Source organism: Paenibacillus sp. P5_B5 (assembly GCF_056400365.1).
In genome coordinates this window covers 53,258-80,247 of sequence record NZ_JBFULK010000004.1, presented here as the reverse complement: position 1 = coordinate 80,247, position 26,990 = coordinate 53,258, and the positions used below count along the sequence as shown (strand labels likewise).

At 40.1% G+C, this 26,990-nt stretch carries 25 protein-coding genes and 1 tRNA gene; 6 read left to right on the top strand and 20 right to left on the bottom strand.

What is annotated here, in order from left to right; genetic code table 11:
* The first annotated feature begins 25 nt into the window (after positions 1 to 25).
* Positions 26 to 718, top strand: a complete 693-nt coding sequence (locus AC1DOK_RS06850; RefSeq protein ID WP_477553501.1) for an N-acetylmuramoyl-L-alanine amidase family protein — start codon at positions 26 to 28, stop codon at positions 716 to 718.
* Positions 719 to 740: 22 nt separating this feature from the next.
* Here AC1DOK_RS06850 and AC1DOK_RS06845 read toward each other — a convergent pair whose 3' ends face one another.
* From AC1DOK_RS06845 to AC1DOK_RS06815, 7 genes are all read right to left on the bottom strand, one after another.
* Positions 741 to 2,768 carry a YhgE/Pip family protein gene (locus AC1DOK_RS06845; protein ID WP_477553500.1) on the bottom strand — a complete coding sequence of 676 codons (2,028 nt, stop codon included), beginning with the start codon at positions 2,766 to 2,768 and terminating at the stop codon, positions 741 to 743.
* A 77-nt stretch (positions 2,769 to 2,845) separates the two neighbouring features.
* Positions 2,846 to 3,421 (bottom strand): TetR/AcrR family transcriptional regulator, encoded by a 576-nt coding sequence (locus AC1DOK_RS06840; RefSeq protein WP_477553499.1) that lies wholly within the window; start codon positions 3,419 to 3,421, stop codon positions 2,846 to 2,848.
* Positions 3,422 to 3,672: 251 nt separating this feature from the next.
* Positions 3,673 to 4,770, bottom strand: coding sequence for a flavodoxin-dependent (E)-4-hydroxy-3-methylbut-2-enyl-diphosphate synthase (ispG, locus tag AC1DOK_RS06835; protein ID WP_477553498.1), 1,098 nt, complete (start codon positions 4,768 to 4,770; stop codon positions 3,673 to 3,675).
* An 89-nt stretch (positions 4,771 to 4,859) separates the two neighbouring features.
* Positions 4,860 to 6,122: an ATP-dependent protease ATP-binding subunit ClpX gene (clpX, locus tag AC1DOK_RS06830; RefSeq protein ID WP_477553497.1), complete on the bottom strand. Its 1,263-nt coding sequence runs from the start codon at positions 6,120 to 6,122 to the stop codon at positions 4,860 to 4,862.
* Positions 6,123 to 6,133: 11 nt separating this feature from the next.
* Positions 6,134 to 6,727 (bottom strand): ATP-dependent Clp endopeptidase proteolytic subunit ClpP, encoded by a 594-nt coding sequence (clpP, locus tag AC1DOK_RS06825; RefSeq protein ID WP_477553496.1) that lies wholly within the window; start codon positions 6,725 to 6,727, stop codon positions 6,134 to 6,136.
* A 175-nt stretch (positions 6,728 to 6,902) separates the two neighbouring features.
* Complete coding sequence (gene tig, locus AC1DOK_RS06820; RefSeq protein ID WP_477553495.1) at positions 6,903 to 8,192, bottom strand: trigger factor; 1,290 nt, start codon at positions 8,190 to 8,192, stop codon at positions 6,903 to 6,905.
* Between the two features lie 176 nt (positions 8,193 to 8,368).
* Positions 8,369 to 9,373 (bottom strand): hypothetical protein, encoded by a 1,005-nt coding sequence (locus AC1DOK_RS06815; RefSeq protein ID WP_477553494.1) that lies wholly within the window; start codon positions 9,371 to 9,373, stop codon positions 8,369 to 8,371.
* A 133-nt stretch (positions 9,374 to 9,506) separates the two neighbouring features.
* On the opposite strand from AC1DOK_RS06815, the gene AC1DOK_RS06810 reads away from it, so the two are divergent.
* Positions 9,507 to 9,580, top strand: a tRNA-Arg gene (locus AC1DOK_RS06810).
* 145 nt (positions 9,581 to 9,725) lie between these two features.
* Here the strand turns inward: AC1DOK_RS06810 and AC1DOK_RS06805 are convergent.
* Both AC1DOK_RS06805 and AC1DOK_RS06800 read right to left on the bottom strand, forming a co-directional pair.
* Positions 9,726 to 10,502, bottom strand: a complete 777-nt coding sequence (locus tag AC1DOK_RS06805) for an alpha/beta fold hydrolase (RefSeq protein ID WP_477553493.1) — start codon at positions 10,500 to 10,502, stop codon at positions 9,726 to 9,728.
* A 158-nt stretch (positions 10,503 to 10,660) separates the two neighbouring features.
* Complete coding sequence (locus AC1DOK_RS06800) at positions 10,661 to 11,050, bottom strand: hypothetical protein (protein WP_477553492.1); 390 nt, start codon at positions 11,048 to 11,050, stop codon at positions 10,661 to 10,663.
* 254 nt (positions 11,051 to 11,304) lie between these two features.
* On the opposite strand from AC1DOK_RS06800, the gene AC1DOK_RS06795 reads away from it, so the two are divergent.
* On the top strand, positions 11,305 to 12,705 hold the full coding sequence (locus AC1DOK_RS06795) for an ammonium transporter (RefSeq protein WP_477553491.1): 1,401 nt from the start codon (positions 11,305 to 11,307) through the stop codon (positions 12,703 to 12,705).
* Between the two features lie 35 nt (positions 12,706 to 12,740).
* Here AC1DOK_RS06795 and AC1DOK_RS06790 read toward each other — a convergent pair whose 3' ends face one another.
* The 7 genes from AC1DOK_RS06790 to AC1DOK_RS06760 form a co-directional block, all read right to left on the bottom strand.
* Positions 12,741 to 14,363 carry an MDR family MFS transporter gene (locus AC1DOK_RS06790; protein WP_477553490.1) on the bottom strand — a complete coding sequence of 541 codons (1,623 nt, stop codon included), beginning with the start codon at positions 14,361 to 14,363 and terminating at the stop codon, positions 12,741 to 12,743.
* 6 nt (positions 14,364 to 14,369) lie between these two features.
* Positions 14,370 to 14,810, bottom strand: coding sequence for a MarR family winged helix-turn-helix transcriptional regulator (locus AC1DOK_RS06785; RefSeq protein ID WP_477553489.1), 441 nt, complete (start codon positions 14,808 to 14,810; stop codon positions 14,370 to 14,372).
* A 152-nt stretch (positions 14,811 to 14,962) separates the two neighbouring features.
* Positions 14,963 to 16,660: a methyl-accepting chemotaxis protein gene (locus tag AC1DOK_RS06780; protein WP_477553488.1), complete on the bottom strand. Its 1,698-nt coding sequence runs from the start codon at positions 16,658 to 16,660 to the stop codon at positions 14,963 to 14,965.
* A gap of 121 nt (positions 16,661 to 16,781) precedes the next feature.
* On the bottom strand, positions 16,782 to 18,728 hold the full coding sequence (locus AC1DOK_RS06775) for a heavy metal translocating P-type ATPase (RefSeq protein ID WP_477553487.1): 1,947 nt from the start codon (positions 18,726 to 18,728) through the stop codon (positions 16,782 to 16,784).
* A 274-nt stretch (positions 18,729 to 19,002) separates the two neighbouring features.
* Positions 19,003 to 19,134 (bottom strand): hypothetical protein, encoded by a 132-nt coding sequence (locus tag AC1DOK_RS06770; protein ID WP_477553486.1) that lies wholly within the window; start codon positions 19,132 to 19,134, stop codon positions 19,003 to 19,005.
* Positions 19,135 to 19,160: 26 nt separating this feature from the next.
* Positions 19,161 to 20,039 (bottom strand): patatin-like phospholipase family protein, encoded by an 879-nt coding sequence (locus AC1DOK_RS06765; protein WP_477553485.1) that lies wholly within the window; start codon positions 20,037 to 20,039, stop codon positions 19,161 to 19,163.
* A gap of 177 nt (positions 20,040 to 20,216) precedes the next feature.
* Positions 20,217 to 20,570: a hypothetical protein gene (locus tag AC1DOK_RS06760; protein ID WP_477553484.1), complete on the bottom strand. Its 354-nt coding sequence runs from the start codon at positions 20,568 to 20,570 to the stop codon at positions 20,217 to 20,219.
* 189 nt (positions 20,571 to 20,759) lie between these two features.
* On the opposite strand from AC1DOK_RS06760, the gene asnB reads away from it, so the two are divergent.
* Entirely contained in the window at positions 20,760 to 22,604 is a 1,845-nt protein-coding gene (gene asnB, locus AC1DOK_RS06755) for an asparagine synthase (glutamine-hydrolyzing) (protein WP_477553483.1), read from the top strand.
* A 212-nt stretch (positions 22,605 to 22,816) separates the two neighbouring features.
* Here asnB and AC1DOK_RS06750 read toward each other — a convergent pair whose 3' ends face one another.
* The 3 genes from AC1DOK_RS06750 to AC1DOK_RS06740 all read right to left on the bottom strand — a co-directional run bounded on the left by AC1DOK_RS06750 (position 22,817) and on the right by AC1DOK_RS06740 (position 25,521).
* Positions 22,817 to 23,494 carry a non-canonical purine NTP pyrophosphatase gene (locus AC1DOK_RS06750; protein WP_477553482.1) on the bottom strand — a complete coding sequence of 226 codons (678 nt, stop codon included), beginning with the start codon at positions 23,492 to 23,494 and terminating at the stop codon, positions 22,817 to 22,819.
* Entirely contained in the window at positions 23,495 to 24,247 is a 753-nt protein-coding gene (gene rph, locus AC1DOK_RS06745) for a ribonuclease PH (protein WP_477553481.1), read from the bottom strand.
* A gap of 209 nt (positions 24,248 to 24,456) precedes the next feature.
* Positions 24,457 to 25,521: a GerMN domain-containing protein gene (locus AC1DOK_RS06740; protein ID WP_477553480.1), complete on the bottom strand. Its 1,065-nt coding sequence runs from the start codon at positions 25,519 to 25,521 to the stop codon at positions 24,457 to 24,459.
* Positions 25,522 to 25,770: 249 nt separating this feature from the next.
* On the opposite strand from AC1DOK_RS06740, the gene AC1DOK_RS06735 reads away from it, so the two are divergent.
* Together AC1DOK_RS06735 and AC1DOK_RS06730 are read left to right on the top strand one after the other, a co-directional pair.
* Positions 25,771 to 26,286 carry a phosphatidylglycerophosphatase A family protein gene (locus AC1DOK_RS06735; protein ID WP_477553479.1) on the top strand — a complete coding sequence of 172 codons (516 nt, stop codon included), beginning with the start codon at positions 25,771 to 25,773 and terminating at the stop codon, positions 26,284 to 26,286.
* An 83-nt stretch (positions 26,287 to 26,369) separates the two neighbouring features.
* Positions 26,370 to 26,564, top strand: a complete 195-nt coding sequence (locus tag AC1DOK_RS06730; protein ID WP_477553478.1) for a hypothetical protein — start codon at positions 26,370 to 26,372, stop codon at positions 26,562 to 26,564.
* Between the two features lie 214 nt (positions 26,565 to 26,778).
* Here AC1DOK_RS06730 and AC1DOK_RS06725 read toward each other — a convergent pair whose 3' ends face one another.
* A complete protein-coding gene (locus AC1DOK_RS06725) occupies positions 26,779 to 26,973 on the bottom strand; it encodes a DUF6199 family natural product biosynthesis protein (protein WP_477553477.1) in 195 nt (64 codons plus the stop codon).
* Positions 26,974 to 26,990 lie beyond the last annotated feature (17 nt).

Here is a 26,990-nt window from a genome sequence, read left to right as displayed (position 1 = left end):
AGTTTGTGTGAAAGGATGATCCGCCATGAAATCAACAATAATTGCACTGCTATTTGTAGTATCTATATTTTTACCAAATTCTACACTTCAAGCAGCAGACCCAATCGCACCAGATGCGGATATTATTATAGATGCCGGACATGGAGGTATTGACGGAGGAACAACTTATGGAAAGTTACTGGAGAAGGATATTAATCTTGCTATTGCCAAAAAAACATTTCAATCTTTAGCAAACAAGGGCTATGATGTGATCCTAAATCGAACAGGTGATTATGCACTAAGCGACCAGAATTCATGGCTGAAAAGTCGATCACGTCATCGCAAGGATCTTGCCCAACGTAAACAGTTAGCTGTAGATATGAAACCAAGAGTGATGGTATCTTTACATGTAAACTGGTCTAAACACAAAGATAAAAAAGGTCCTATCGTGCTGCATCAAGCTAATAAGCAAAGTATAGAACTAGCCAATATACTTCAAGACAAGCTAAATCTGCTTTCTCGAGCTAATGAAAAGCCATTTCTCGGTAAAACCTATTACTTGCTAAACCAATCAAAATGTCCAACCGTTATTATCGAAATGGGATTCATCACAAGCGCTGAGGATCGCGCACGACTAACTAGCAATCGCGGGCAGAAGGAAATAGCGAAGACAATAGCTGAGGGAGTGCTTGAATATCTAGATAAATCACAGAACAATAATAAACCCGAGGACTCCTAAGAGCCTCGGGTTTACGTTATATTTAAACTTGTGCTGTTCCTGCTTTGACTTTAGGCGTTTGTCTAAAGTTTCGTTTAAAGCTAAGGTGCAAGATTCCCCAAGTAAGAATCGCCATTGTAACAATAAAGCCACAAAGCACCGCAATATTGCCCCACATGACATCAAATTGACCACTGGAGATTACCGCTTTATATCCGCTGACTGAATAAGTCATTGGTACCCAAGCATTAAAGCCTTGCAACACATCAGGAATTAGCTCTAATGGGAATGTTCCGGCAGATGTTGTAAGTTGAAGAATGAGTAGAACAATCGCAATAAATCTACCTACATCATCGAAAGCTGTAACAAGGAATTGGAGAATTGCCATGAAGCACCAGCTTGTTACTAAAGTCATGATTATAAAATACGGTACACTTTTCACTTGAAGATCAAGTCCGACTAACATAATGAAATCCACGAGTAAAGCTTGAATAGTTCCGATCACCATAATCGTTCCAAACTTAGACATGAACCAACCAATTGAAGATCTAGGTGTAACAGCTGGTCTCTTCATCGGATAGATAATAGTTAACATTAAAGCACCAACAAATAATCCTAGCGATATGAAGTAAGGTGCGAATCCTGTTCCGTAGTTAGGAACAATTCCCTCTCCTTCTGATTGTAGATGAACTGGATCCGAAATCATATTAAAGTTATCATCAGTAGGTTTAAACTCTTTCGTTTTATCTACTGCTTCAGATAGCTTAGATGATAATTCACCTGATCCTTCTGCAACTGATCCCATACCTTGTGTAAGCTTCAGCGTACCTTCTTTCAATTGAACAGAACCCGTACTAAGTTGATTAACTCCACCCTCAAGTTGATTTAATCCTTCTTTTAATTGGGCAGTTCCTGTTGAAAGGCTTGTAGCACCTGCATCAACTTTCTGAATCCCTTGAGCAGCCTCGCCTAGCTTGCCACTAAGCGTACTTATACCTGTAACAAATTGACCTTGAGACTCAGTGAGCTTATTAGCACCAGCCACTAATTGCTTTTGACCATCTACAACCGCGGTTGCCCCTGTGCTAAGCTGATTACTCACTTCCATCAGTTGTTTAAATTCAGCAGATTCTGCAAGCTCTGGTTTAGCTTTAGCTATTCCTTCTAGTGCTGCATGTAATCCTTGTGCTCCTGCTTGAAGCTTTTGCGTACCTACTAGCGAACCATCCAGTCCTACTTTCAATGTATTTGAGGCAGCCTGCAGTTGCTGTGCACTAGAAGTAAGCTGTGTAGCTCCCTTAGATAATTGATTAAGACCCTCAGTTAATTGACTTGTACCTTGCTTTAATTCACCAGTACCGGCATTTAATTGAGTAGCACCAGCAATTAAACCTGTAACACCCTCTTGTAATGGTTTAGTTCCATCTGCTAGCTTACCCATGTTCAAATCAATTTGGGCAATACCATCTTTAGCTTCTACAGTTCCATCAGTTAACTGTTTAGCACCATCTGCAGCTTGAGCTAGCCCACCGGATAATTCTTCTGCATTAGCAAATATGGCTTCAGCATAGGCCTTAGTTAAATTGGAGGATATTTCCGATTTCATCTGCTCAACTGCACTCTTACCAATCTGTGAAGAAAGGAAATTCAAGCTTTCGTTCGCAACATATTTTAATTCTGGTTGAACGGGCTTGTTATCCATTGCTTTCGTTGCATTCTCGGAGAAATTCTCTGGAATTTCAATAGCCATATAATATTTCTTATTTGTTATTCCTTCTTCTGCTTCATTCATTGATACAAACTCATAATTAAAGTCCTTAGTCTTTTTGAGCTCATCAACAAATTCATTACCAACTGCGAATTTCGTATCTTTAAATGTTGCCCCACGATCATTATTTACGACTGCTACCGGCAGGTCAGCTAATTTAGCGTATGGATCCCAGAATGCCCATAGAAACATGAAACTATAGAGCAATGGAACAAGTGCAATTGCGATAACTGGAATTAGTACTTTCTTATTTTTAATAATTGATGACCACTCACCAGTCGTGGAAGTAGCACGATTTGCCATAATAATTTCCCCCTAATAATAAAACCGACTGACCAAAATAATCAATTGGTCATTTTACTTTTCAAAAAAAGGATGGCTTATTCTTTAGCCAATCCTTCCACAAAATACAAATTGAATAGCTCTAGAATTTCTTCTTTGTTTAATGGTTCGTGGAACATTTCCCAATCAATTACAAATGCGATATACATTTTGAACATAGCATATGCAGTTCGCTCTGAATTGCATGGCTTTAATTCTCCACGTTCTATTGCATCCTCAATCTTACTCACTACAAATGATAAAATCGCATTCTCGATTTTCTGCATTCCTTCTTTAGCAGCTGCGGTACCCATCTCTATAACTTCATGCGTTAATCGATGCATAAACTCATGTTCCCGACGGAATTCTAATGCTGCAAACAAAAAACGATGCAAATTATAAGTGAATGGTTTATCTACTTCCATTGATGTCTCTGCTAAGTCACGAAGTTGTAGGATCACATCTTTAACTATTTCATTAAATAGCTCTTCTTTATTCGTGAAAAAGGTATAAATTGTACCTTTCCCAACATTAGCAAGTTTCGCAACCTGCTCCATCGTCGTGGCTTTATATCCGAACAAGGCAAAAGACTTACCTGCCGCTTCAACAACCTGCTTCCGACGATCTATTGCCATTTATTCACCCCCCGAGTAACGATCTAATAGCCGTGTGACCAGATGACCAATATATTATTTCGGTCAATCCATGAAAAACAATATATCACATCTAAATTAATTTGTAAACACTATATACTATTAATCTAAAGTAAAATTATATTTATTCCATATTAAGAAAAACTTCATACCACGTCTATAACAAAAAAACAATCGTTGTTACACGATTGTCTTTACCTATTGGATCTGTTGATAAGAAGGATAATTGATAATTAGTGCCTACGACCTGGAATAACACCTGTTTCCTCATACTCACGTACAATTTTATCAATCTCTTCTTTAAGTGCACCCAGTAGTTCTGCTTCTGGTACTTTACGAACGACTTCACCATGCCGGAATAACAGTCCCTCTCCACGTCCACCCGCAATACCAATATCAGACTCACGTGCTTCACCAGGACCATTAACCGCGCAACCAAGAACTGAAACCTTAATTGGTACCTTAATTTTTGAAATATATTCCTCTACTTCGTTAGCAACGGTGAATAAATCAAAATCAAGTCTACCGCATGTAGGACATGATACCAAAGTAGCTGCATTAGTAATTAGCCCAAAGGTCTTGAGCAGTTCACGTGCAACCTTGATCTCCTCTACTGGATCTGCGCTAAGTGAAATACGAACTGTTGAGCCGATGCCCATATTCAGCATAACACCAAGCCCTGCTGCACTCTTCACAGTACCAGAGAATAATGTACCTGCCTCCGTAATACCAAGGTGAAGTGGATAATTGAATGCTTCAGCAGCCTGCGTATATGCAGCAATCGCCATTGGCACATTAGATGCTTTAAGTGAGACGATAATATCCTGGAAATCGAGCTCTTCTAATATACCAATGTGGAATAGGGCACTTTCGACCATTGCTTCAGGAGTCGGATAACCATATTTATCTAGTAAGTGTTTCTCTAAGGAGCCCGCATTAACTCCTATGCGAATTGGTACTCCGCGCTCCTTACAAGCACGCACAACCTCTTCGACTCGTTCACGCTTACCGATGTTACCTGGATTAATCCGTACTTTATCAATACCATTCGCAATTGCAGCAAGTGCTAAACGGTGGTCAAAATGAATGTCAGATACGAGTGGAATATGAATCTGCTTCTTAATTTCTTTAATTGCATCAGCAGCTTCTTGATTATTCACCGTTACACGTACAATCTGACAACCCGCTTCCTCAAGCCGATGTATTTCTGCTACTGTCGCTTTGACATCAGCTGTTTTGGTCGTACACATGCTTTGCATGATGACCTCATTACTTCCACCAATCGTCACATTACCTACTTGAACAGCTCTAGTATCTTTACGATGAAACATAATAATTACCCCCGAATTAGAAACATCCTCCGCTCTAAAACCATCATTGCACAATGGATTTCAGATTGGAGGCTGTATGATCATCTAATCTATGCACTCTCTTCTTTTTTCTTAGATGGCTTATCTTCTTTGCCCTTAAGCACAGGAGATATTTTATTCTGAACAACATCTTGTGTCACTGTACAAGTCGACACATCTGTTCTTGATGGCACATCGTACATTACATCAAGCATGATACTCTCAATAATGGCACGAAGTCCACGCGCTCCAGTGTTACGCTTAATCGCTTCTTTAGCGATAGCTTCAAGTGCTTCTTGATTAAACTCAAGCGCAACATTATCCATCTCAAGAAGCTTCTGATATTGCTTAACAAGTGCATTCTTAGGTTCAGATAGAATCCGTACTAATGCTGACTCATCAAGCGGCTCAAGAGTCGAGATGACTGGTAAACGACCGACAAACTCCGGAATCAAACCGAATTTCAATAGATCTTCTGGTAAAACCATAGACAAGTATTCGCCTGGTTTCAGATCTACCTTCATTCCGTCTGTTGAGAAGCCAATCACTTTCTTACCAATTCTGCGTTTAATAATGTGCTCAAGACCATCAAATGCACCACCACAGACGAATAGAATGTTCGTAGTGTCGATTTGAATAAATTCTTGATGCGGATGCTTTCGTCCACCCTGAGGAGGTACAGATGCAACCGTGCCTTCAAGAATTTTGAGCAAAGCTTGTTGAACACCTTCACCAGATACATCTCTTGTGATCGATGGATTCTCGGATTTACGAGCTACCTTATCGATCTCATCAATATAAATAATTCCGCGTTCCGCTTTCTCTACATCATAGTCTGCCGCTTGAATCAGCTTCAGAAGAATATTCTCAACATCCTCACCTACATAACCTGCTTCCGTCAATGACGTCGCATCAGCAATTGCAAATGGAACATTCAATATTTTAGCTAGAGTTTGCGCTAAGAGTGTTTTACCACTACCTGTAGGACCTAAGAGTAGGATATTACTTTTCTGTAGCTCAACATCTTCGATTTTACTTTTGGAATTCACACGTTTGTAGTGATTATATACGGCAACGGCTAGAGATTTCTTTGCTTTCTCCTGTCCGATAACATACTGATCCAGAATAGCGCAAATTTCTTTCGGCTTTGGTACATCTTTGAGATCGAGCTCTTCATCATGCCCAAGCTCTTCCTCTACAATCTCCGTGCAAAGCTCGATACATTCATCACAAATATAGACGCCAGGCCCAGCAACAAGTTTACGAACTTGTTCTTGTGATTTACCACAAAAAGAACATTTTAATTGTCCCTTTTCATCATTAAACTTGAACATTATATCACTCCTTATTGTTTCAGGTCTTGTCGAGTGATAACCTCATCGATCAAACCATAGGCTTTGGCTTCTTCCGCTGAGAGAAAATTGTCACGATCAATATCCTTATCAATTTTCTCATAAGATTGACCCGTATGTGTTATATACGTATCGATTATTTTATCCTTCGTCTTCAAAATCCACTCCGCATGAATTTTGATGTCAGTCGCTTGACCTCTTACACCGCCTAGTGGTTGATGAATCATCACTTCACTGTTAGGTAAACAAAACCGCTTTCCTTTAGCTCCTGCAGTCAGCAGAATGGAAGCCATGCTTGCAGCCATACCTACACAAATCGTGGATACGTCAGGCTTAATGAATTGCATTGTATCGTAAATTGCGTATCCCGCTGTAACAGAGCCACCTGGAGAATTGATATATATAGATATATCCTTCTCGGAATCCTGTGCTTGTAAAAATAACAACTGTGCAATTACTAAGTTAGCCACATCATCATCAATCGGACTACCGATGAAAATAATGCGATCCTTAAGCAAGCGCGAATAAATGTCATAGGACCTTTCACCGCGAGCCTCTTGTTCTACAACCATAGGTATAAGATTCACTTCAGACCAACTCCTTTTAGCGGTATTGCAAGTAATTACATTTTGATTGTATCATGTTTTCTGTGTGAAGTCATATTTTGGTACTTGCACTGATTCACCGATTTTTGGGTAAAGCAAAGGCACGCTAGTAAATCTTACGTGCCTTGTATGCTTATTTATGCAATCTTCATGTTGTTTATGCAATCTTCATGTTGTTTATGAGGAAGTCTACAGTTGCTTTTAATTTTAGATCTTCTTTCATGTTATCAAGTGTACCATTTGCTTCGAAAATCGAACGAATTTCTTCAGCTGTACGCTTGAATTGCTCAGCCATACGGTCAATTTCTGCATTCACATCAGCTTCAGTAGCTTCGATGTTTTCTGCGATTGAGATTGCTTCAAGTACCAAGTTGTTGCGAACACGCTTTTCAGCATCTTCTCTCATTTGATCCTTCAAAGTGCTCTCTGTTTGACCAGTGAACTGGTAGTAAAGTTCAAGGTTCAAACCTTGTGAGCTAATGCGTCTTTCGAAGTCTTTCATCATAACATCTAGCTCAGTTTCAACCATAGCTACTGGAATTTCAACTTCAGCATTAGCTGCTGCTTTAGCAACAACGTCAGCCTCTTTTTTAATTTCAGCATCCTTTTCTTTTGTTTCTTGCAGACGTTTTTGGATATCTGCTTTATATTCTTCAAGAGTGTCGAATTCACTAACATCTTTTGCAAACTCATCATCAAGTGCTGGTAAGTTTTTGCGTTTAATGTCATGAAGCTTCACTTTAAATACAGCAGAAGCACCTTTCAAGTTCTCAGCTTGGTAGTCTTCAGGGAAAGTTACTGTAATATCTTTCTCTTCATCCTTAGCCATTCCTACAACTTGCTCTTCAAATCCTGGAATGAAGGAGTTTGATCCAAGCTCAAGGGAATACTTCTCTGCTTGTCCACCTTCGAAAGCAACATCATTTACGAAGCCTTCAAAGTCAATTACAACAACGTCACCGTTTTGTGCATTACCTTCTTCAACTACAGCAAGTTCAGCATGACGCTCTTGCAATCTTACAAGCTCAGCATCAATCTCTTCTGCAGTTACAGCTGAATCAGCTGCTTCAACTTCAAGACCTTTGTATTCGCCAAGTGTAACTTCAGGCTTAACAGTTACAGTCGCTTTGAATTTAAGCGTTTGACCTTTAGCGAATTGCTCAACATCTACATCAGGACGATCTACAGGCGTAATTCCTGCTTCTTCAACTGCTTGTACATAAACTTCTGGTAAAATAATATCCAAAGCATCCTGGTACAGGCTCTCTACACCAAATTTTTTCTCAAATAAAGCGCGAGGTACTTTTCCTTTACGGAATCCAGGTACGTTTACTTTTGCTACTACTTTTTTGAATGCCTTGTCTAGTGCAGACGCTACTTGGTCCGCTTCAACTTCAACTTGAAGAACGCCGACGTTCTTCTCTATTTTTTCCCAACTTGCTTTCATTTTATGCTTTCCCCTCCAAAAATGTCCATTAATTAATCACGTATTGGCATGCAAGAAATGTTGATAAATTAAATTTTTTCATACATCCGCCATTATAACCACTATATTATAACATATAACCTCCGCATTACAAGGAGGCGTTAATAAACGGTAAGTTTTATCAATAAAATCAGTGATCAGAGTTCTGATGGCATAAATTCTTTTACGCTAAAAAAAATACCGCACTTCCCATATCTAGCACGCCATTCATCTAACTGACTCATCGGTATATCGTAAAGCTGTAGCACTCGCTTCTCATCACTTATCCCGAAAATATGCATTTCAAGCAGAGAATGAAAGGCGCTAGCCCATACAGAAGCCTCCGCATGACTGCCAACCTCAGACATTTCTTGGTATAAGCGCGTCCCACAAGATGTAGCAATAACATCCCATTTCATTTGACTCGCAAATTCACCGATTATTGGATCTGATGATTCGCAAATTGTTTTGATCTTATTGAAGATAGATTCGATTCCATATGGTATTTCATCAAAGTCTAATGGAAAATCATTCGGGCTTAAACATAGTATTTCACCAGACCTTGGTATACAGACTTGCCTTTCATCGCCTGCCTGCTTCAAGGTTTGCATCGCCTTAAATTGCAATAAAGGATGCTTCTCTTCATGCGTCAACCAATTTCGAACACCTTCAATCGCTTCAGAGCCGCCATGATAAGCGAGCTGTTCTAATGTAATTAGCTGCTTCTCAGGGGAAATGGCAACATCAAGTGTGTGTAACAAATCTGCAATATGAGCTGGACTTTGACTCCATTTATCATCAAGTGTCTGCTTGCGGAGTTCATCCTCTGTCTGCTCATCATAACCACTACTTGTATGTAGTAACTCTGGAAACATCATATGTAGCCAAGAAAGTAGCTGCTCCCACTGTAAGCGACTCTCAACATCAGCACTCGTATAGTGGAGTAAGAACTGAAGAAGCTCAGCAGCCTGTTCATATTGCTCCATACTTAAATAAGAAGCTAATTGGGATTCATAGTGCTCTACTGTCTGTGGCATAAAAACCACATTATCCTGATTCCGATTCGTAATTATAACCACCTCACGCTTCAAACAATACTGGCAACCTGCAACTTTAGATTCGCCAATGAAGATAAGTGTATCGAACTTTGGAAAGAATAGCAAAAAACTGCCTTGTGAATTCAATTAATTCCCAGCGCTTAATGGGTTGACTTATACAAATTTGATGTGATATTATAACTCTTGTTCTTAAAACAAATGTTAAGCAGCTGTTGCTTGCAACAACATTTAACTACATGTCCCAGTAGCTCAGCTGGATAGAGCAACGCCCTTCTAAGGCGTGGGTCGGGAGTTCGAATCTCTCCTGGGACGTACCTTGATCATTTTCGAATAAGTTTAAACAAATGATAAAAACGCTGTAAACCTTGATACATAGGGGTTTATGGCGTTATTTTATTTCTATATTAGTTCTTTAGACTACGTTTGAAAACGATATAATTCAAAAAAGTTCTTTTATTTAATGGCCGCAGTTATGAATGAAGTGTTGGATCAGTTCATTCAATTTGCCCGCTGCTTTTGTAGGTACTTGGTGTTTAGTGTTTTTGATAAAAATGAGCTCGCTCTTAGGCAATCGCTCTTGCAGCAGTCTAGCATATGGATGAAATCCTTTATCCTTCTCTCCGTAGACAAGTAGGACTGGATGTTCTATATTTCCCAATTGTTCTGTACAGTTATATACCAAACTATATTGATAATACTGTTCAACGTTTTTGGCGTTGCTTTTTTTGGCGTCGTTAAATAATAGCCGAACCAAAGACAACTTCGTGTTTGCTTGTCCCCAGGCAACGGGGAGTGCGACTGTTCGAATTGCACCGATTTTGGAGAAAATACGTCCAAGCAATATTTTGCTCCGTAACTTCCAATCACTTGCTTCTGACATCCCACCGATCACAATACCACCCAATGCCCTTTCGGGATAGGTTAACAAAAACTCGAGCACAACTGATCCGCCTGTTGAATATCCGCACAAAAATGCCTTTTTGATTTCCAATCGATCCATCAACAACTTGATATCATCGACAATTAACGGATAGGTAACCTCTTTCTTGGAAGGTTCACTTTGACCATGTCCTCGGATATCAAAAGCAATTGTTCGAAATTTCATCGACAAATTCTCGATCTGATATTTAAAATTCAGGCTTGTCAAAACTGGAGGATGAATGAATATGATCGCTGTTCCTTCTCCTCGATCTATATAATGCATGCTGTATCCGTTTATATCGGATTTAGGCATTTATGATCACCTTTTTCATGGATGCTTGGCTTAGCGCAGTTCCAAAACATAGCTTACCCTAAACGTATGGCATTTATATACATCCTCCTGGGACGTAACAAAAAGGCTATTCTATCTTAATTGATGGTATAGCCTTTTCTTTGTATTCCTAATTAACTCTACGAATTAGCAAGCGAACGGACTTCCTCTAAGTTACTTCTAACCTTCTTCAAACTCTTGTAATCAATTTTCTCATTATACGCATGTGATGCGTGAAGTTGATCGTTAAGTGATTTCATCTCAAATTGCTCTATTGCGTTACCAGTAACATCGTTATAGGATTCCCTTGCTTGTCCCTCCAATTGCTCAACCATTTGAACAATTTCTCCTATCGAACTTTCTAAATGCGTAAAAGATCCTCCTGCACTATTGGATAGCTGACCTGCTTGTTGCTGTAAAGCATGCTTAATCTGCTGCACATGTGTTGCCGTAGCTCCACTTTCCTCCATATGATCAATAATTTGAATAGAAGCATCCACTAATTCACGCATGCGCTCTACGTTCTGCACGATATGAATTCCACCTTTCTGTCATTCTAAATCCAATTTAGCCCTTAGTATATACGTTCGAATTATCAAATATGTGGCAGTAATGATTTGTTGATTGAATTAAATTGTTAGATAATCTGACATAAATATAAATTATATGTGACATTTTCTTACCATTTTATTGAATTAGATTTTTCTGACTCCTATACTAACGAAAACAGCTGGAACTAAATGTTATTAATTCTAACATTACTTCCAACAAAGGAGAGAGAAACATGAAAAATAGCCATTATCGCTGCGGCAAATTCATTCTTTCAATTGGTACATCTCTTGCACTTCTCGGCGTACTATTCCCTACAAGTGCATTTGCTGCAGAGGACGTAACTATCAAACAAGTTAGTACTGGACTTGATGCCCTATGGGTGATGATCGCAGCTATCTTAGTTCTTTTCATGCAAGCGGGCTTCATTATGCTTGAGACAGGCTCGACAAGAATGAAAAATGCTGGACACATCACTGGTAAGACCGTATTCACGATTGGGCTTTGCTCACTAATCTTCTGGGCTGTCAGTTATGGCATTATTTTTGGACCAGATGGTAACTCCTTAATAGGATGGGGAAGCTTCTTATTTAATCCTGGTACTACAAGTTCACTTCCTCCTACCATTTTCTTCGTCTTTCAAATGGCATTTGCAGCAGTCTCATTATCTATTGCCTGGGGCGGTTTTGCTGAACGAGCAAAAATGTCTATATACGTCATCTTCACGATTCTCTTCACTGCAGTTATTTACCCTGTCATTGCACACTGGATTTGGGGTGGCGGCTGGTTGAGTGAACATGGTAAGCAAGATTTCGCTGGTTCAACAGTGGTTCACTTAACAGGTGCAATGGCAGCTCTTGCAGGTACAATTCTGTTAAAGCCTCGTATTGGTAAATATAACAAGAACGGTACGGCAAATGAAATTCATGGACATAACCAAGTGTTCACTTCACTAGGTGTTCTCATTCTATGGGTTGGATGGTTCGGATTTAATGCAGGCAGCACTCTGGCTGTCGGAGACGGTTTTTTTGGATACGTCGCAATGAATACACAACTAGCTACTGGAGCCGGGACATTAGCAACACTGATCATCTCCTGGATGTGGAAGGGCAAAGCAGATATTCCGATGATCCTTAACGGTACACTCGCAGGATTAGTAGCGATTACAGCATCATGTGCTTTCGTGGAACCTTGGGCGGCTATTGTGATTGGCTTCATTGCAGGATTACTTATTTTCTTCAGCTCCATGATGTTCGATCGTTTACGTATAGATGATCCAATATGCGCATTATCAGTACACGGGATTGCAGGTATTTGGGGAACACTTTCCACTGGTTTATTCGCAACAACAGAGCTTGCTGACAAAGTAGGCGTTGGTAAGGGCGGTTTATTGTACACAGGAAGCTTCGATCAATTGTGGGTTCAAATTTATGGAATTGCCACATCAGGTGCATATGCTTTCGTTATCTCCTTTATCATCCTATATATCTTGAAGAAAACAATCGGTCTACGTGTTACAGAAGAAGAAGAAATTGTAGGTCTCGATTTAAGTGAACACGGAACTTATGGTTACCCTGAACAGTTAAAGAAGGTTGGTTGTCCTATAAACACTAAAAAATCAGCAGTCAAGGAGTAATCCTCTAACTGCTGATTTTCTACTATTAACTATATTTAGACTGTTACACTCTGCTCTTTCGAATCTTTATGCTTATCCTTCGGTTCAGCTTGTTGTTTACCGACACTTGTACGTAGTGGGATTTCTTTCAAGAAGAAAGTAAGAATAAATCCAACTACCAACAACGCTGCTCCATATAAGAATACAAGACCAAGTGAATGACTCAAAGCATCTTTAAGATTATCAACCAATTTAAGTAATATGTCTTTCATTTCCGATGGAGCTTGATTAATTGTTTCCACTAATTTGGGCTGGTTGAGTAGCACCTGAGGGTTCTGGAATGCAACCAGTTTCTCAGCGACACTTGGATCAAATTTGGTTAGATCAACACCTTGACCCGATGTAACCTGATCCTGCAAACTAGTCTTTATACCATGATTCATGAGTGTACCCATGATCGCAATACCAATTGTTCCCCCAAGGTTACGGAACAACTGGTTACTTGCCGTTACAACTCCAAGCTGAGTTGGCAAGACGGCATTCTGAATGACAAGTGAGAATACCGACATTGCTGGACCAAGTCCAAGTCCAAATACGATCATACTAGCAATCGCTATCGTAACATTATCCATATAGTGCATCATCACCATACCGCCAACCAGAAGGAGCATTCCAAATATGGCAAGCTTCTTGTATTTGCCTGTCTTCGTCATATATTGACCTGACAATGTACTAGCTACAAGCATACTTAACATCATGGGCATCGTAATATAACCAGAATAGGTAGGCGAGATTCCTAGTACACCCTGCGTAAAGAAAGGCATATACATGATCGCTCCCATCATACCCGCATTAAGGATAAATCCGATGATATTCGATATCGTAACAATACCATTCTTGAATAAGGATAGTGGAAGCACAGGTGTCTTCACTTTCGTTTCAACAAATAAGAAAATTAATAAGGCTACAATGGTTGCAGCAAATAATCCGAGAATCTGACTTGAACCCCATGCGTATTTGGAACCAGCCCATGAGAAGGCAAGCAATAAGGGTACAATCGTTAAGGTCAAGAATAGTGAACCGAAGTAGTCAATCGATTCCGACTTATTACGTTCAACTTTAGGAAACAAGATCAAAATCATAAGAAAAGCTACAATACCGAGTGGCAAGAAAATCCAGTACACCCAATGCCAATTCATATGATCAACAATATAGCCGCCTAAAGCAGGCCCAATAACACTGGAGAGCGCGAATACACTGCTCATTAACCCAGCCCAACGTCCCCGTTCACGAGGTGAGAATAGATCACCAATCGCCGTAAATGCAGTTGCCATAATTATCCCTGCACCAATACCTTGAATACCTCGATACGTAATTAACTGAAATATATCATTAGACAATCCACATAAAAACGCACCGATCATAAAAATTACAATACCTGCTAAAATAAAAGGCTTTCTTCCATAAATATCCGATAACTTACCTACCAGAATAGTAGCTATTGTAGAGGTAAGCATATAGATTGTCATAACCCAAGTATAATATTCCATACCTCCAAGAATCGCGATAATCCTTGGCAATGCAGTACCCACAATCGTTTGGTTTATTGCTGCAAAAAACATTGCTGCCATAATGGCAATCATAATGGATATTTTTCGTTTCTGTGTTAAATGTTCCACTTTCTCCTACTCCTCTTGTAACATCTTTAGATTCTCTTTAACTTTCTTATAAAGCTTGATTTGATCAGCAATCTGTTCATCTGTAAATCCAATAAAGAAACGATCAACTACAGATTCCCACTGTTCACTAATCGCATGTAGTTTATTGGTTCCTTTGCTCGTAATGGTTAAATAAACAACTCTTCTATCATCCTCCGCTCTATGTCGAATCGCATAGCCTTCCTCAATTAATTTGTCCGATCTAGCGGTGATTGCTCCGGATGTAATGTGAAGTGCTGTTGCAAGGTCAGTCACTTTTTGGGGACCAGCAAAGTTTAATCTCTCCAGAATATAAAATTGCGCAGGAGAGAAGGAGTTACTAATTTGTTGTCTCCACAGTGCTGCCGAACGCTTCGAAACTTCCCTAAACTCGTCAACTAATAATCCCCTAATGTGATGATCTGTCACTTCGAAAATCTCCTTTACATATAAAACATTTATGTGTGAAGTATATAGGCATGAAAGTCAGTCTACACCATTTAGAATTAATTGTAAATAGAATCAATTTCATAACTCATTGAAACCATGAAATTGATTCAATAGCACAAATTATAATTATTTTATACTTTAAAACGACTAGTTTTAGCTTGCAATTCAGTTGCTAATTCAGATAAGGAGGTTGCTGAATTCGTGATTTCCTGCATGGAAGCAAGTTGTTGCTGGGCAATTGCAGCGATGTGAATTGAATTTGTTGCCGAAGTATTCGTCATCCCTGAAATAGACTCTACCGAGGCAACTACTTCCTCTGTCACTGCTGCAATTTCTTCTGCCGAAGCTGAAACTTCCTGTGCCTGAGATGTCACGTGTTGAATGGAGGTCAAGATGGTCTTAAAAGCTTCACTCGCTTCATGAATGACCGTAACACCAGTCCTCACTTCATGGCGTTCATTCTGCATCCCTTTGGAAATTCTATCTGTATCCATACGAATATCCTGCACAAGATCAACTATTCGTTGTGAAGTTAGTTTAGAATGCTCTGCGAGTTTTTTGATCTCATTGGCTACTACAGCAAAGCCTCTACCCTGTTCGCCTGCATGCGCAGCTTCAATTGCTGCATTCAGAGATAATAGCTCCGTCTGGGAACTAAACTGCGTGATATTCGCAATCATTTGTTCAATTTCTCTAGATTTCTGATCTAGCATTTCTACAATTTGGGATGAAACAGCAACAGATTCATGAATGACTTCCATTTGATTAATTGCATTTACAATAGCTGTATTCCCTTGCTCTGCTTGAGCGGCAGTAACTGTGGACATTTCGGCTACAATTCCAATTGATTCAACAATATGTTGGAACTCTATTCCGATCCCTTCCATACCCTTCGCACTTTCTTCTCCAGCTTGCGCCATATTTCCTAAGTCACTAGACATTTGTTGAATCGTATCAGTAACCTGTTTCGTAGCTTGTGCAACTTCTGAACCACCTGCAAGTAGCTCACAAGCTGAAGAAGCAACTTGACTAGAACCGGTTCCAATTTGGACAATGAGTTCCTTGAGATTGTCATTCATTTGGTAAAAAGAATCCGCTAATTCCTCCATCTCATCACCTGAATGATAATACAAAGAAGCTCCGGTTAAATCACCGTCAGCAATTCGTTTTGTGCGTGCAGTTAATGAAACGATTCGTCGAGAAATACGAATTGAAATATAGCTGCCAATTGTCATAGAAAGCACGATAGCTATAATGCCAGTTATCACAGCAGTGATGATCATTTGATCCAATTGTTCTCCAGCCTTTAGATGTTCAGCATCAATTAAGCTTTGTTGATTAACTGCAAGCTCTTGACTTAGTAATTTTATTTGCTTTACTAAGCCAGACACTTCAGTATTATTTAGTCGAATCGCTGCTTCTAGCTTATTCGCATTAACGAGTTCAATCTGCTGATCAAACAGCTCGTTCAGCTTACTATTATGTACGGACAGTTGTTTTAACCGTCCTAGTTGTTCACTATTAGTTATCGTTTGATTCAATCTATCAATTAATTGTTTCAGTTTAGCCGATGAAGATTCGAGGCTATTGAACATCTCAGGTTCTCTCGTCAATAAATAGCCTCGAATCGCTGAGCTTTGCTGAGCGCTCAATGTTTCTAATCTTGTAATATCTACTAGGATATGCCCACTATGATCAACTAGATCATCATAAGTACCCTCTGCTTTCTGTAATTGAAAATATGAAAAGGCTATAATAACGACGATAAAAATAGCATTTAATACAATTACTGCATGAAGCTTTCGATTAATAGATAGTTTTATTCTCATATACATGGCGCCCCCTGATGTAAGTTCTAGTTGTAAGTTACAATAAACCAGTATAGTAACGTTCGTTATAAAGCTAGAAAATTATAACATAACTAGCTTTCAAAGGACTATGAATTAGTACTCATCTTAACAATCTGAGTCCATTCAGAATAACGAGAATTGTACTCCCCTCATGTCCTACAACTCCAAGCGGCAGCGGAATACCTTGAACAAAATTAGTCAGAATGAGCCCAATAATAACTAGTAAAGCGAAGGCAATATTCTGTTTTACAATCCGGTTGGTTCGTTTACCTAGATGGATCGCACTAACAATTCGTTCAATATCATCATTCATTAGCACCAAGTCTGCTGTCTCAAGCGCAGCATCACTTCCAGCGCCACCCATTGCAATACCAATCGTAGCCGAAGCGAGGGCTGGCGCATCATTAACCCCATCTCCAACCATCACTACATTGCCGTATTTCCCTCTGAGTTCGCTGATAATACGCAGTTTATCTTCTGGTAGTAACTCGGAATAAACTAGTTTAATTCCAGCCTCTTCGGCGATCGATTTAGCAGTCTTCTCCCCATCTCCTGTAAGCATAGCAACCTCGATACCTAGACTCCTAAGCTTTGCAACTGTGATTTTGGCTTGTTCGCGCAATCGATCCTGGAGTGCAATTACGCCTGCAATGCCCCATGAGTTACGTACAATGACGACCGTTTTCCCTTGCTCTTGCAATCTGGATACCTGCTCAAAAATTTCTTCATTCCCTAACAAATCATCTGCGAGTGTACTCTTACCAATCGTCCAAGTCTCATCGCGGTATTTGGCCTGTACGCCCCATCCTACAAGTGCCTGTAGCTCTGCAGGATGATCAATAGTTAGACCTTCCTCCTGTGCTTTATTCACAATGGCTTTAGCTAAGGGATGCTCAGATAAGCTTTCAACGCAAGCAGCTATCTCAAGCATGCTCTGCTTCGAATAACCTTGGAATGCATATAAATCTGTTACTGTGGGACGACCCGTAGTTAATGTGCCTGTTTTATCAAAAGCAATTACTTTGGTTTTAGCGAGTAATTCGATATAAGCCCCACCTTTAAATAACAGACCTTTGCGTGCACTATTGGAAATAGCGGATAATGTAGCTGGCATAATCGCAGCAACAAGCGCACAGGGTGAAGCGACAACTAGAAATACCATTGCTTTATAGAATGTATCTGTCCATGTCCAGCCTAGTAAATAATGAAGTGCAAACAATAACAAGACTGTAATGATAATAATAGCCTTAGCATAGATTCGCTCAAATCTCTCAATGAACAGCTGAGATACAGGCTTTTCATCCTGTGCTTCTTGTACAAGTCGAATAATTTTGGCAAATAAGGAGGATTCACTAGTCTTCGTTACTTCAATGAAAAGTGCGCCGTGACCATTAATCGTTCCTGCGTAAACTTCATCCCCAGTTGACTTATCTACTGGAACTGACTCACCTGTAATAGACGCCTGATTGACAGAACTAGTTCCCTTATTAATCTCACCGTCTGCAGGAATACGTTCGCCTGGCTTTACTACAACGATGTTGCCAACCTGGAGCTCTTCAATTCGAACGACTGTTTCTTTGCCTCCAGTAACTAAAGTTGCAGTTTCAGGTTTCATATCCATTAAAGCCGAAATATCTCGAGAGCTTCGCTGCATCGTATAGGTTTCAAGTGCGCCGCTTAAAGAGAAAATAAATATGAGCACAGCACCCTCTGCCCAGTAACCTATGCTTGCAGCTCCAATCGCTGCTAGGATCATTAATAGATTCACATCGATATCTTTATCATGAATAAGAGTCTTAACCCCTTCTTTTGCCTGCACAAATCCTCCGACAACGAATGCGACCAAATAGAGGATGATCGACAACACTTCTAACCAGCTTGAAGCAAGCCATCCCCCTGCCAGTAATAGACCACAAACGATCGCAGCTGTGAGTTGTCTATTCTGTACGATCCATTTTCTAATTGTTAAAGTACGTTCTTTCTGTTGTTTCTGTTGTTTCTCATTAGATTGTTCCTTTATTTGACCCTGTGATGTTGATGTTAGCATTGTGCTTATCCTCCTTAAAATATGATAATTGATAATAACAATCATTATTAATGCCCTTAAAATGCGATATGCTGCTCCTAATTAAAGGAACAGCACTTTTAGTGATAACGATTATCATTTTTTTACTTTAACCAACTATTTTGCATTAAGTAAACTTAAGATAATTATACAATATGATCCAGGAAGTGTAAATGAAACCTTTCCCTTATTTATAATTATTATAATTTAGGAATCATTAAAAATCAAGTGATTTTATTAAGCATCAACCCATCAACTATTTTCTAGCAGCACGTTCTCTAGGATCCTGACTTGCAGTATGTTTGACATTCTTAGCTAAAACTTCATCGGCGAATTCAGTATCGTGAGCGAATTTATTACCTTTGTTATTTTTAAATTTCTTAGCCATTTGTTCATTCTCCTTTACTAAATAAATTAAATAATGACAGGTTCAAAGTTTGTATCAGGTGTTAATTCCAACGCAGCCTCGATTTCGCCCATTCGGTTCTTCGTATATTGGTAACCTAACTCAATACAGCTTGAAGTTTTGTCGAACGCTAAGGAACCCACATCGGATACATCTGGACTTAGTAGAACATCCGTATGGTTGTGTAAACTTTTGGCTTGATGGACTAAGAAGACATTCAATGATCGATTAAAAATGGATAATAAGGAATTCATTGGTGAACCTACCTTAGTAAATGTACATAAATCAACGGCAATTATTTTATCAGCACCTAGAGCTCTAGCATATACGGAAGGACAATTATCAATTATTCCTCCATCTACTAAAATTCGTTCGCCTAATTCTATAGGTGGGAATATCGCTGGAATGGCACAGCTAGCTAGAACAGCATCTATAATCGAGACATCCGAGAGCTCCTCATGTTCATCTGAATTCATTACTAAAGGCTTTGAAGTAAAAATGACTTTCTTAGCTGTCTTTAAATCTGTAGCTATTAGCGCGACAGGCAATATTAAATCCTTCATGTTTTTTTCTTTTATTTTGACACCCAGAAAATCTCTGAATTTCTTTCCTTTAATGATGCTCTGATGTTTCTGCCGACTCCACAAAAGCTTACTAATAAAGGATCGATAATCGTAATCCATATATTTCTTTGTAAGTTCAGGGACCATCTGAATGATCTGATCGGTGGTATAACCACTGGCATAAAGTGCAGCGACTAATCCACCAGAGCTGGTTCCAGTAATACAATGAAACGTAATACCTGCTTCTTCTAAGGCCATCAGAACCCCAAGATGAGCGCACCCAGCTATACCTCCTCCTCCTAAGGCAATTCCAACCCGAGTCACTTCCACACCCCCTTACGACGTTCTGTCTTATTACTATTTCAATTCAACGTCTTGCCTATGCTGATCAATATCTGTCAATATTGCCGAATTTCATGAACTTCTATGAGCTCATCCGATATACATGCTGTATAAAATAAAAAGCTGACACTAATTTAGTGTCAGCTCTCTATATTGTTACTAATCGAGTTCAAGATTCATGGCCATCTCAATAATCGTTTTTCTACCTTCAGGATCATTCTTCACTTTACGATATAGGTTCTCATAACCTTCACGATCCGCTTTGTATTCAGGTGTGTTCTTAATTGAAGTATGTGACCATTCAATTAGAATATTCTCAGCATGAATCAATTCATTAAAAGCTTTATGAAGTCCACTTCGAGTAAGTACGTCTTCCATTTCCTTCTGACCGATCTCAACATCAGACTCTCTTAGCTCATCTAATTTGATATCTGCTTGCTTACTAGTTAATAAAAAATGCTCCTTAACTGCCATGTAATCAAGTTGCGCACGTGCTAGTCTTCTTTTCTTCATCGTTAAATCACCTTCTATAAGAATTCGACATTAAATTCATTGTAACAAAAAGTAAGACAAAAACAAAGCCCAAGCCCGACTTTCCCAAGGACAGACATTTTCATACGGGCAAAAGCATATTTTGATATCACGAAATGCTCTTGTCGATACAAGGCTTATCCTAGGGCTAAGAGAAGGAGTTGATGAGCAATGTGCGGCATAACAGGCTTTATTGATTGGCGTAAAGATTTAACTGGATTCCCCTTAATTTTAGAAAACATGACGGAAACGCTAATTAATCGCGGACCAGATGCATCTGGCACTTGGATTTCGCGTCACTGTGCGTTAGGACACAGACGATTAAGCGTTATTGACCCTGAGAACGGTGCTCAACCTATGATTCGAAGATTCGGTGATCATCTATATACAATCGTTTATAACGGTGAGTTATATAATGCGCTAGAACTCCAGAAACAATTAGAAGAACGAGGCCATCAGTTTAGAACGACCTGTGACACTGAAGTATTATTACTCGCTTATGTCGAATGGGGTAAAGATTGTTTAGAACGATTAAATGGAATTTTCGCATTTGCAGTGTGGGATGATACGAACCAAAATCTCTTTTTGGCACGTGATCGGCTTGGGGTAAAGCCGCTTTTTTATGCGCTTTATAATGAGGTTTTTTTATTTGGCTCCGAGCCTAAAGCTATCCTTGCCCACCCTGATTTCCCCACTGAGGTTGATGGTGAGGGACTTGCTGAAATATTCTCGCTTGGGCCTGCCCGTACCCCAGGTCAAGGTATTTATCGGCATATGTCTGAATTAAAACCTGGGCACTTTATGGTATATGATCACACCGGATTGTCCATACGTAATTATTGGAAGTTAATCAGTAAACCACATTACGAATCAATCGACCAAACTGCATTAAAGATTTATGAGATTTTAAAAGATACAACTGAGAGACAATTAGTATCCGATGTTCCTATAAGTACACTTTTGTCAGGTGGCCTAGACTCCTCCGCGCTTACTACATTTGCTGCAAATCACTTTCGTGAATCAAACCGCGGTATACTGCAAACCTTTTCAGTTGATTATTTAGATAATGATAAATACTTTAAAGCAAATACCTTTCAGCCTAATGCGGATGCTCCGTGGATAAAGCGAATGACAGAATTTCTTGCTACTAATCATCATGATGTGAAATTCGATACGCCTGAATTAGTTGAATCACTTAAAACAGCAGTCTATGCACGAGATACGCCGGGAATGGCTGATGTTGATGGATCTCTTTATTTATTTTGCCGAGAAATCAAAAAACTAACTACTGTTGCTGTGTCTGGTGAAGCTGCAGATGAGATTTTTGGGGGATATCCATGGTTCCACCGGGAAGAAGCACTTACAGCTAAGACATTTCCTTGGTCACTCTCCCTTAATGCGCGTGTTGATTTACTTTCTCCGGACTTAACTGCACACATTCGTCCTGAAGAGTATGTAAGCCAGCGTTATCAACAAGCCATTGATGAAGTTCCTCATTTAGCAGGAGAGACACCTGAGCAAATGCAAATGCGGCAAATGTCATATTTAAACATTACGCGATTCATGCCCACCTTGCTTGATCGTAAGGACCGCATGAGCATGGCTGTAGGTCTCGAGGTCCGTGTACCTTTCTGCGATCATCGACTCGTAGAATATGTGTGGAATATACCTTGGGAAATTAAAACAGCTGGTGATAGAGAGAAAGGAATCCTCCGCAAAGCGCTGAAAGGTGTGCTACCAGATGATGTCCTTACTCGCAAAAAAAGTCCTTATCCTAAAACACATAATCCGAATTATTTAGCTGCTGTACGAAGTGAAGTTCTGGAGATTCTAAACGATTCCTCATCACCTCTTCTTCCTTTCATTAATCGTGACAAAATACTCACCCTCGCTAATTCAGATGCAGCTCAGTTCAACCTGCCTTGGTTCGGTCAGCTAATGAATGGGCCGCAAATGTTCGCTTATTTAATCCAAGTCGACACTTGGCTGAGAAAATATAAGGTATCTATAAAATAGTCGATGGCAATAAAGGCTCAACACCAAAATCTGTGCTTGATCGTATAGGATTTCTTGATCGTATACAGCTTAAAGCGGTAGAAAGTTATGGAGAGTTCCAAATATAATCACAGAAGCTTCCTAAACCACCGTTTAGAGTGGATAGGAAGCTTCTTGTGATTATGAAACTTTGATTACGGAACCTTGATTATAGAACTTTGATTATAAATCATTTAGTTTAGCTTATCTCCATGCAATTCAAAAAAAAGTTGAAGTGCTAATGCACGATGCGAGACCTCGTTCTTTAGCTCTAGCGGAAGTTCGGCCATGGTGCGGCCGAACTTCGGTATGTAGAAGAGCGGGTCGTAACCGAACCCGCCAGCTCCCTGTGGCCCGGCTATGATATAGCCAGGGCAACGGCCCTCTGCTTCGAGCGTGACGCCTCGAAGCGGATCAACCAGCGCAAGCGCGCACATAAAGTGTGCCGCGCTAAGCAGCGCTGGTGCATCAGCGCCGGCTGCGCCAGGCGCTGACTGAGCTGATGCGCTGCTGCCATTCGCAGCGCCATTCAGTGCGCCAAGCTCTCGTAGGAGCTTGGCGTTGTTGTCGGCATCGCTAGAGTGCTCGCCTGCATATCTGGCGGAATACACGCCAGGAGCACCACCCAGCGCATCGACGCACAGACCCGAATCATCGGCTAGTACGGGAAGCTGCAAATGCTTCGCGATAATTTGAGCCTTGATTAAGGCATTAGCCGCAAAGGTGTCGCCATCCTCCACGATATCAGGCATATCCTCGTAGTCTGCAAGTGATTTTACAGTAGTCCCAAACTTCTGAAACCATTCTGTAAATTCACGTACTTTACCTTGATTATGCGTAGCTATAATGACAATATTCCCTAACGAATTCATTTAGTTCGTCCGTTTCTTCCCAATGCGGGCACAAATTTCTTCGCCTAGTGCTTTCTCCTGTGCTGCAACCATTTGTTCAATTCCTAATTGAGCTAGCTTAATCAAACTATCAAGCTCATCATGCGTGAATGGAGACTCTTCTCCCGTTCCTTGAAGCTCGACAAACTTGCCCGTACCGGTCATAACAACGTTCATATCCACCTTAGCTGATGAATCTTCTTCATATTTTAAATCCAGATACGCTTTATCATTTACAACGCCAACAGATACTGAAGCGATAAAATCTGTAATCGGAATCTCTTTTAATTTGCCATCTTTAACAAGCTTGTTCATCGCCAGCGCCATCGCTACAAATGCACCTGTAATTGAAGTTGTACGTGTGCCTCCATCCGCTTGAATAACATCGCAATCAAGTGTAATGGAACGTTCACCTAGTGATTCCAGACTAACAACCGAGCGCAGCGCACGTCCTATTAATCGTTGAATTTCCATTGTCCGCCCACCAAGTTTGCCTCTTGCAGCTTCACGTTGATTACGCACCTGTGTTGCTCGCGGCAGCATGGAGTACTCGGCTGTAACCCAGCCCTTACCTTGGCCCTTCATGAAAGGTGGTACTCGCTCTTCAACTGAAGCTGTGCAAATGACTTTGGTTTCCCCAACCTCGATCAACACGGAGCCTTCGGCATGCTTAATATAATTTGGCGTAATTGTCATCGCCCTTAGTTCGTTTGCTTGTCTGCCATCTAATCGCATCTGTCTTTCCTCCATTTTCTAAACAAAGCTTACATCACTTTAGTTATTCTTCTCTTTTTCCCATCCTATTGTAGCAAAGTACATTCCGAAAAGCACGAAATTAGCAGAACGGACTTTAGGATTAGAAAAACAAGAAAGCTCCATTAATGGAGCTTCCAAGGATCGATTCATGGATCCCTTCATTATGGTTACACTATTTTCAGCAATTATTACATCTTCACAGGGTTTAAATGTGTAGGCCTTGTTACAGGCTTGGAATAATTCGTACTGTCTGTGGAAGTAAACTTCAAGTTACCATCAATCATTATTTGCACCTTAGTCGATGTACCTGTATTCTCGGTAAGTGAAAGGACGACTGAATTAAGCGCTTCACTTGATACCTTCTGATTTTCACTGAGCATTCCAGCTAAATTGACTGTAATCAAATCTTCTGCAGGGTTAAGATTTAACACTTGCGTTGATTTATTGATAGGGGATGTCAAGGACTGACGACTCATTGGTCCTTTGATTAATTGATCCATTACAGCTTCTGCCACTTGATCCGTCTGTTTAATATGTCGTGTAACTGGTACATAATATTTATAATCTGTCTCGTTACCACTCATGAAGTACAAGGTAACTGATGTGGATTGTCCAAAACTAACTTCAGGCTGCTTCTCAACATTAATACCCATTGCCCGGCTTAAAGCTCCATCTAACGGTGTCCTATTCTTCGGCATTTCCGTTAACTCTTTACCCTCTACGCGAAGCTGTACTTGATCGATAGAATCGAATGTAGTTAATGCCCAAGTCAGTCCTTCCAGCATTTTACGCTCATCAGCCTGATCGTATTGAAGCAGTTCCTTGGATAAATCAATAATCGCTAGTTTATCTTTAACGATACTCATACCTAAGACCTTGGTACCAGCTGGTAGGAGAGCTGTGAAGCCTTTAGGCAATTGCTTGCTGGCAGGACCTTTAGCCACCATATATTCGAGAACTTTCTGAGCAGGAGCTTCTGTTTTAGGCAAACTCAAGGTAACAGGAGCTACCAAACCATAGGCATCCTTTGCATAAATGGTTCTCTCCTCCATGCCTTGAAGAACTGCTTGAGGCTCAACTGGTATATGATCGTCGTTTGCATTCGCCGTTACTTCCTCAATTGAGCCAACTGGAGGAGGATCAATTTGTTTGGAGCCTTGGGAGTCACCAAGACCAATTAAGGAGCATCCTGACATCAGTAAAACGATAGCGCCGATTATAATTGTACTGCGGAACCACTTTCCGTATTTCATGTTTCTAACTCCTCCTTTAAATTGCGGTATTACATGTATACAGAGGATTTGTCCAATATATGCTTACTATTTGTCCAAATAACAAGACAAGTGCTAATTATCATCGATTCAACTAAATTGTTAATCTTTGGTGCTAATTTTGCCAATTAAGTCCATTGCTTGTACAATTATGAGAATGAATCGTACGAGTGACAAAATAGTGACTCAGGTAAACCAATTAAATGTTATTATTCTGGAGGAGGCCATTACATGGAATATAGTTTGAATAGTAAAAAAGTAGCTGCGGCTGCAAAGCAAATGCTTAAAGATCGTGGTGTTACGATCGAAGAAATCGCGGAGTTGACTCTTTTTTTACAATCTCAATATTATCCTGGTTTGACCCTACAGCAATGCATTGAAAGTGTCGAGAGCGTTCTCGTTAAGCGAGAAGTTCAGAATGCCGTAATCACTGGTATCCAGCTGGATGTACTTGCAGAGAAAGGCATGCTAGAGCCCGTATTGCAAGAAATGATTGCACACGATGAAGGTTTATATGGAATAGACGAAATCATGTCACTCGCAATCGTTAATGTATACGGCACCATCGGCTTAACAAATTACGGCTACATCGATAAATTAAAGCCAGGTATTCTAAACCGCTTGAACGACAAGAGCACAGGAGAAATTCACACCTTCCTCGATGATATCGTAGGCGCAATTGCTGCTGCAGCGAGTTCGCGTATTGCACATCGTAAGCAAGCAGAAAATGAAGAACAAGATCAATAGTAAATAACAAATTAGGCTCTAAATCATAATCAGCGCTTGCTCAAGACAGAACCATATGCAGACCCATAGCGGAGGGGACGGAATTGTCCTGGAGAAGCGAAGCGTTCGCCTACAAGTTTTCCGAAGGAAAACTACTTCGTAAGCTTATGCTTTGCCACCGGATTTCTACCGCTATAAGCGGTATACGATCAAGAAATCTGGGGGCAACAGCGATCGTAAGGACAATCCGTCCACGCAGCGGTAATCTAACGGCAACATTACAATTTTTCAAGGACTGATTTTGGTGTTGGGCCCCAAATAATAAATAACAAGAAATAGACAGTAAATAATAAACAACCAATATCTAAGAGTAATGCACTCTTGTTGATATTGGTTGGTTTTATTATGCTGTTATCGGAGTACGCACATGCTCCACCATCACCCCAAGGCGTTCTTGATGATGTGCAATGAGTTCAATTGCGCGCTGGGAGGTAAAGAGGAGCTTAATCCTTTCTACCAACTCGAAATAATGATTAAGAATAAGACCAATACAATAGTAGAGCCAATACGCGTCATCAGTAGATAAGCATCACTTGGCTCTACGTTATCATCTTTTATCTTCCATCCATAACGTATGTACCATCCAAACCTAGGAAAGATGATATTAATTAAACTAAGTGCAACAAACAGAAATATAAAAAAGCCCATGATATCAACTCCTTTGA

What these genes read in the sequence shown, in the direction of transcription:
- AC1DOK_RS06805 (WP_477553493.1), bottom strand. Translation starts at nt 10,502, where the DNA reads ATGCCTAAATCCGATATAAACGGATACAGCATGCATTATATAGATCGA.
- tig (WP_477553495.1), bottom strand. Translation starts at nt 8,192, where the DNA reads ATGAAAGCAAGTTGGGAAAAAATAGAGAAGAACGTCGGCGTTCTTCAA.
- AC1DOK_RS06760 (WP_477553484.1), bottom strand. Translation starts at nt 20,570, where the DNA reads ATGAAGAAAAGAAGACTAGCACGTGCGCAACTTGATTACATGGCAGTT.
- AC1DOK_RS06750 (WP_477553482.1), bottom strand. Translation starts at nt 23,494, where the DNA reads ATGAATTCGTTAGGGAATATTGTCATTATAGCTACGCATAATCAAGGT.
- AC1DOK_RS06795 (WP_477553491.1), top strand. Translation starts at nt 11,305, where the DNA reads ATGAAAAATAGCCATTATCGCTGCGGCAAATTCATTCTTTCAATTGGT.
- AC1DOK_RS06850 (WP_477553501.1), top strand. Translation starts at nt 26, where the DNA reads ATGAAATCAACAATAATTGCACTGCTATTTGTAGTATCTATATTTTTA.
- AC1DOK_RS06775 (WP_477553487.1), bottom strand. Translation starts at nt 18,728, where the DNA reads ATGCTAACATCAACATCACAGGGTCAAATAAAGGAACAATCTAATGAG.
- asnB (WP_477553483.1), top strand. Translation starts at nt 20,760, where the DNA reads ATGTGCGGCATAACAGGCTTTATTGATTGGCGTAAAGATTTAACTGGA.
- AC1DOK_RS06845 (WP_477553500.1), bottom strand. Translation starts at nt 2,768, where the DNA reads ATGGCAAATCGTGCTACTTCCACGACTGGTGAGTGGTCATCAATTATT.
- AC1DOK_RS06740 (WP_477553480.1), bottom strand. Translation starts at nt 25,521, where the DNA reads ATGAAATACGGAAAGTGGTTCCGCAGTACAATTATAATCGGCGCTATC.
- AC1DOK_RS06735 (WP_477553479.1), top strand. Translation starts at nt 25,771, where the DNA reads ATGGAATATAGTTTGAATAGTAAAAAAGTAGCTGCGGCTGCAAAGCAA.
- AC1DOK_RS06770 (WP_477553486.1), bottom strand. Translation starts at nt 19,134, where the DNA reads ATGGCTAAGAAATTTAAAAATAACAAAGGTAATAAATTCGCTCACGAT.
- AC1DOK_RS06725 (WP_477553477.1), bottom strand. Translation starts at nt 26,973, where the DNA reads ATGGGCTTTTTTATATTTCTGTTTGTTGCACTTAGTTTAATTAATATC.
- rph (WP_477553481.1), bottom strand. Translation starts at nt 24,247, where the DNA reads ATGCGATTAGATGGCAGACAAGCAAACGAACTAAGGGCGATGACAATT.
- AC1DOK_RS06840 (WP_477553499.1), bottom strand. Translation starts at nt 3,421, where the DNA reads ATGGCAATAGATCGTCGGAAGCAGGTTGTTGAAGCGGCAGGTAAGTCT.
- clpX (WP_477553497.1), bottom strand. Translation starts at nt 6,122, where the DNA reads ATGTTCAAGTTTAATGATGAAAAGGGACAATTAAAATGTTCTTTTTGT.
- ispG (WP_477553498.1), bottom strand. Translation starts at nt 4,770, where the DNA reads ATGTTTCATCGTAAAGATACTAGAGCTGTTCAAGTAGGTAATGTGACG.
- AC1DOK_RS06780 (WP_477553488.1), bottom strand. Translation starts at nt 16,660, where the DNA reads ATGAGAATAAAACTATCTATTAATCGAAAGCTTCATGCAGTAATTGTA.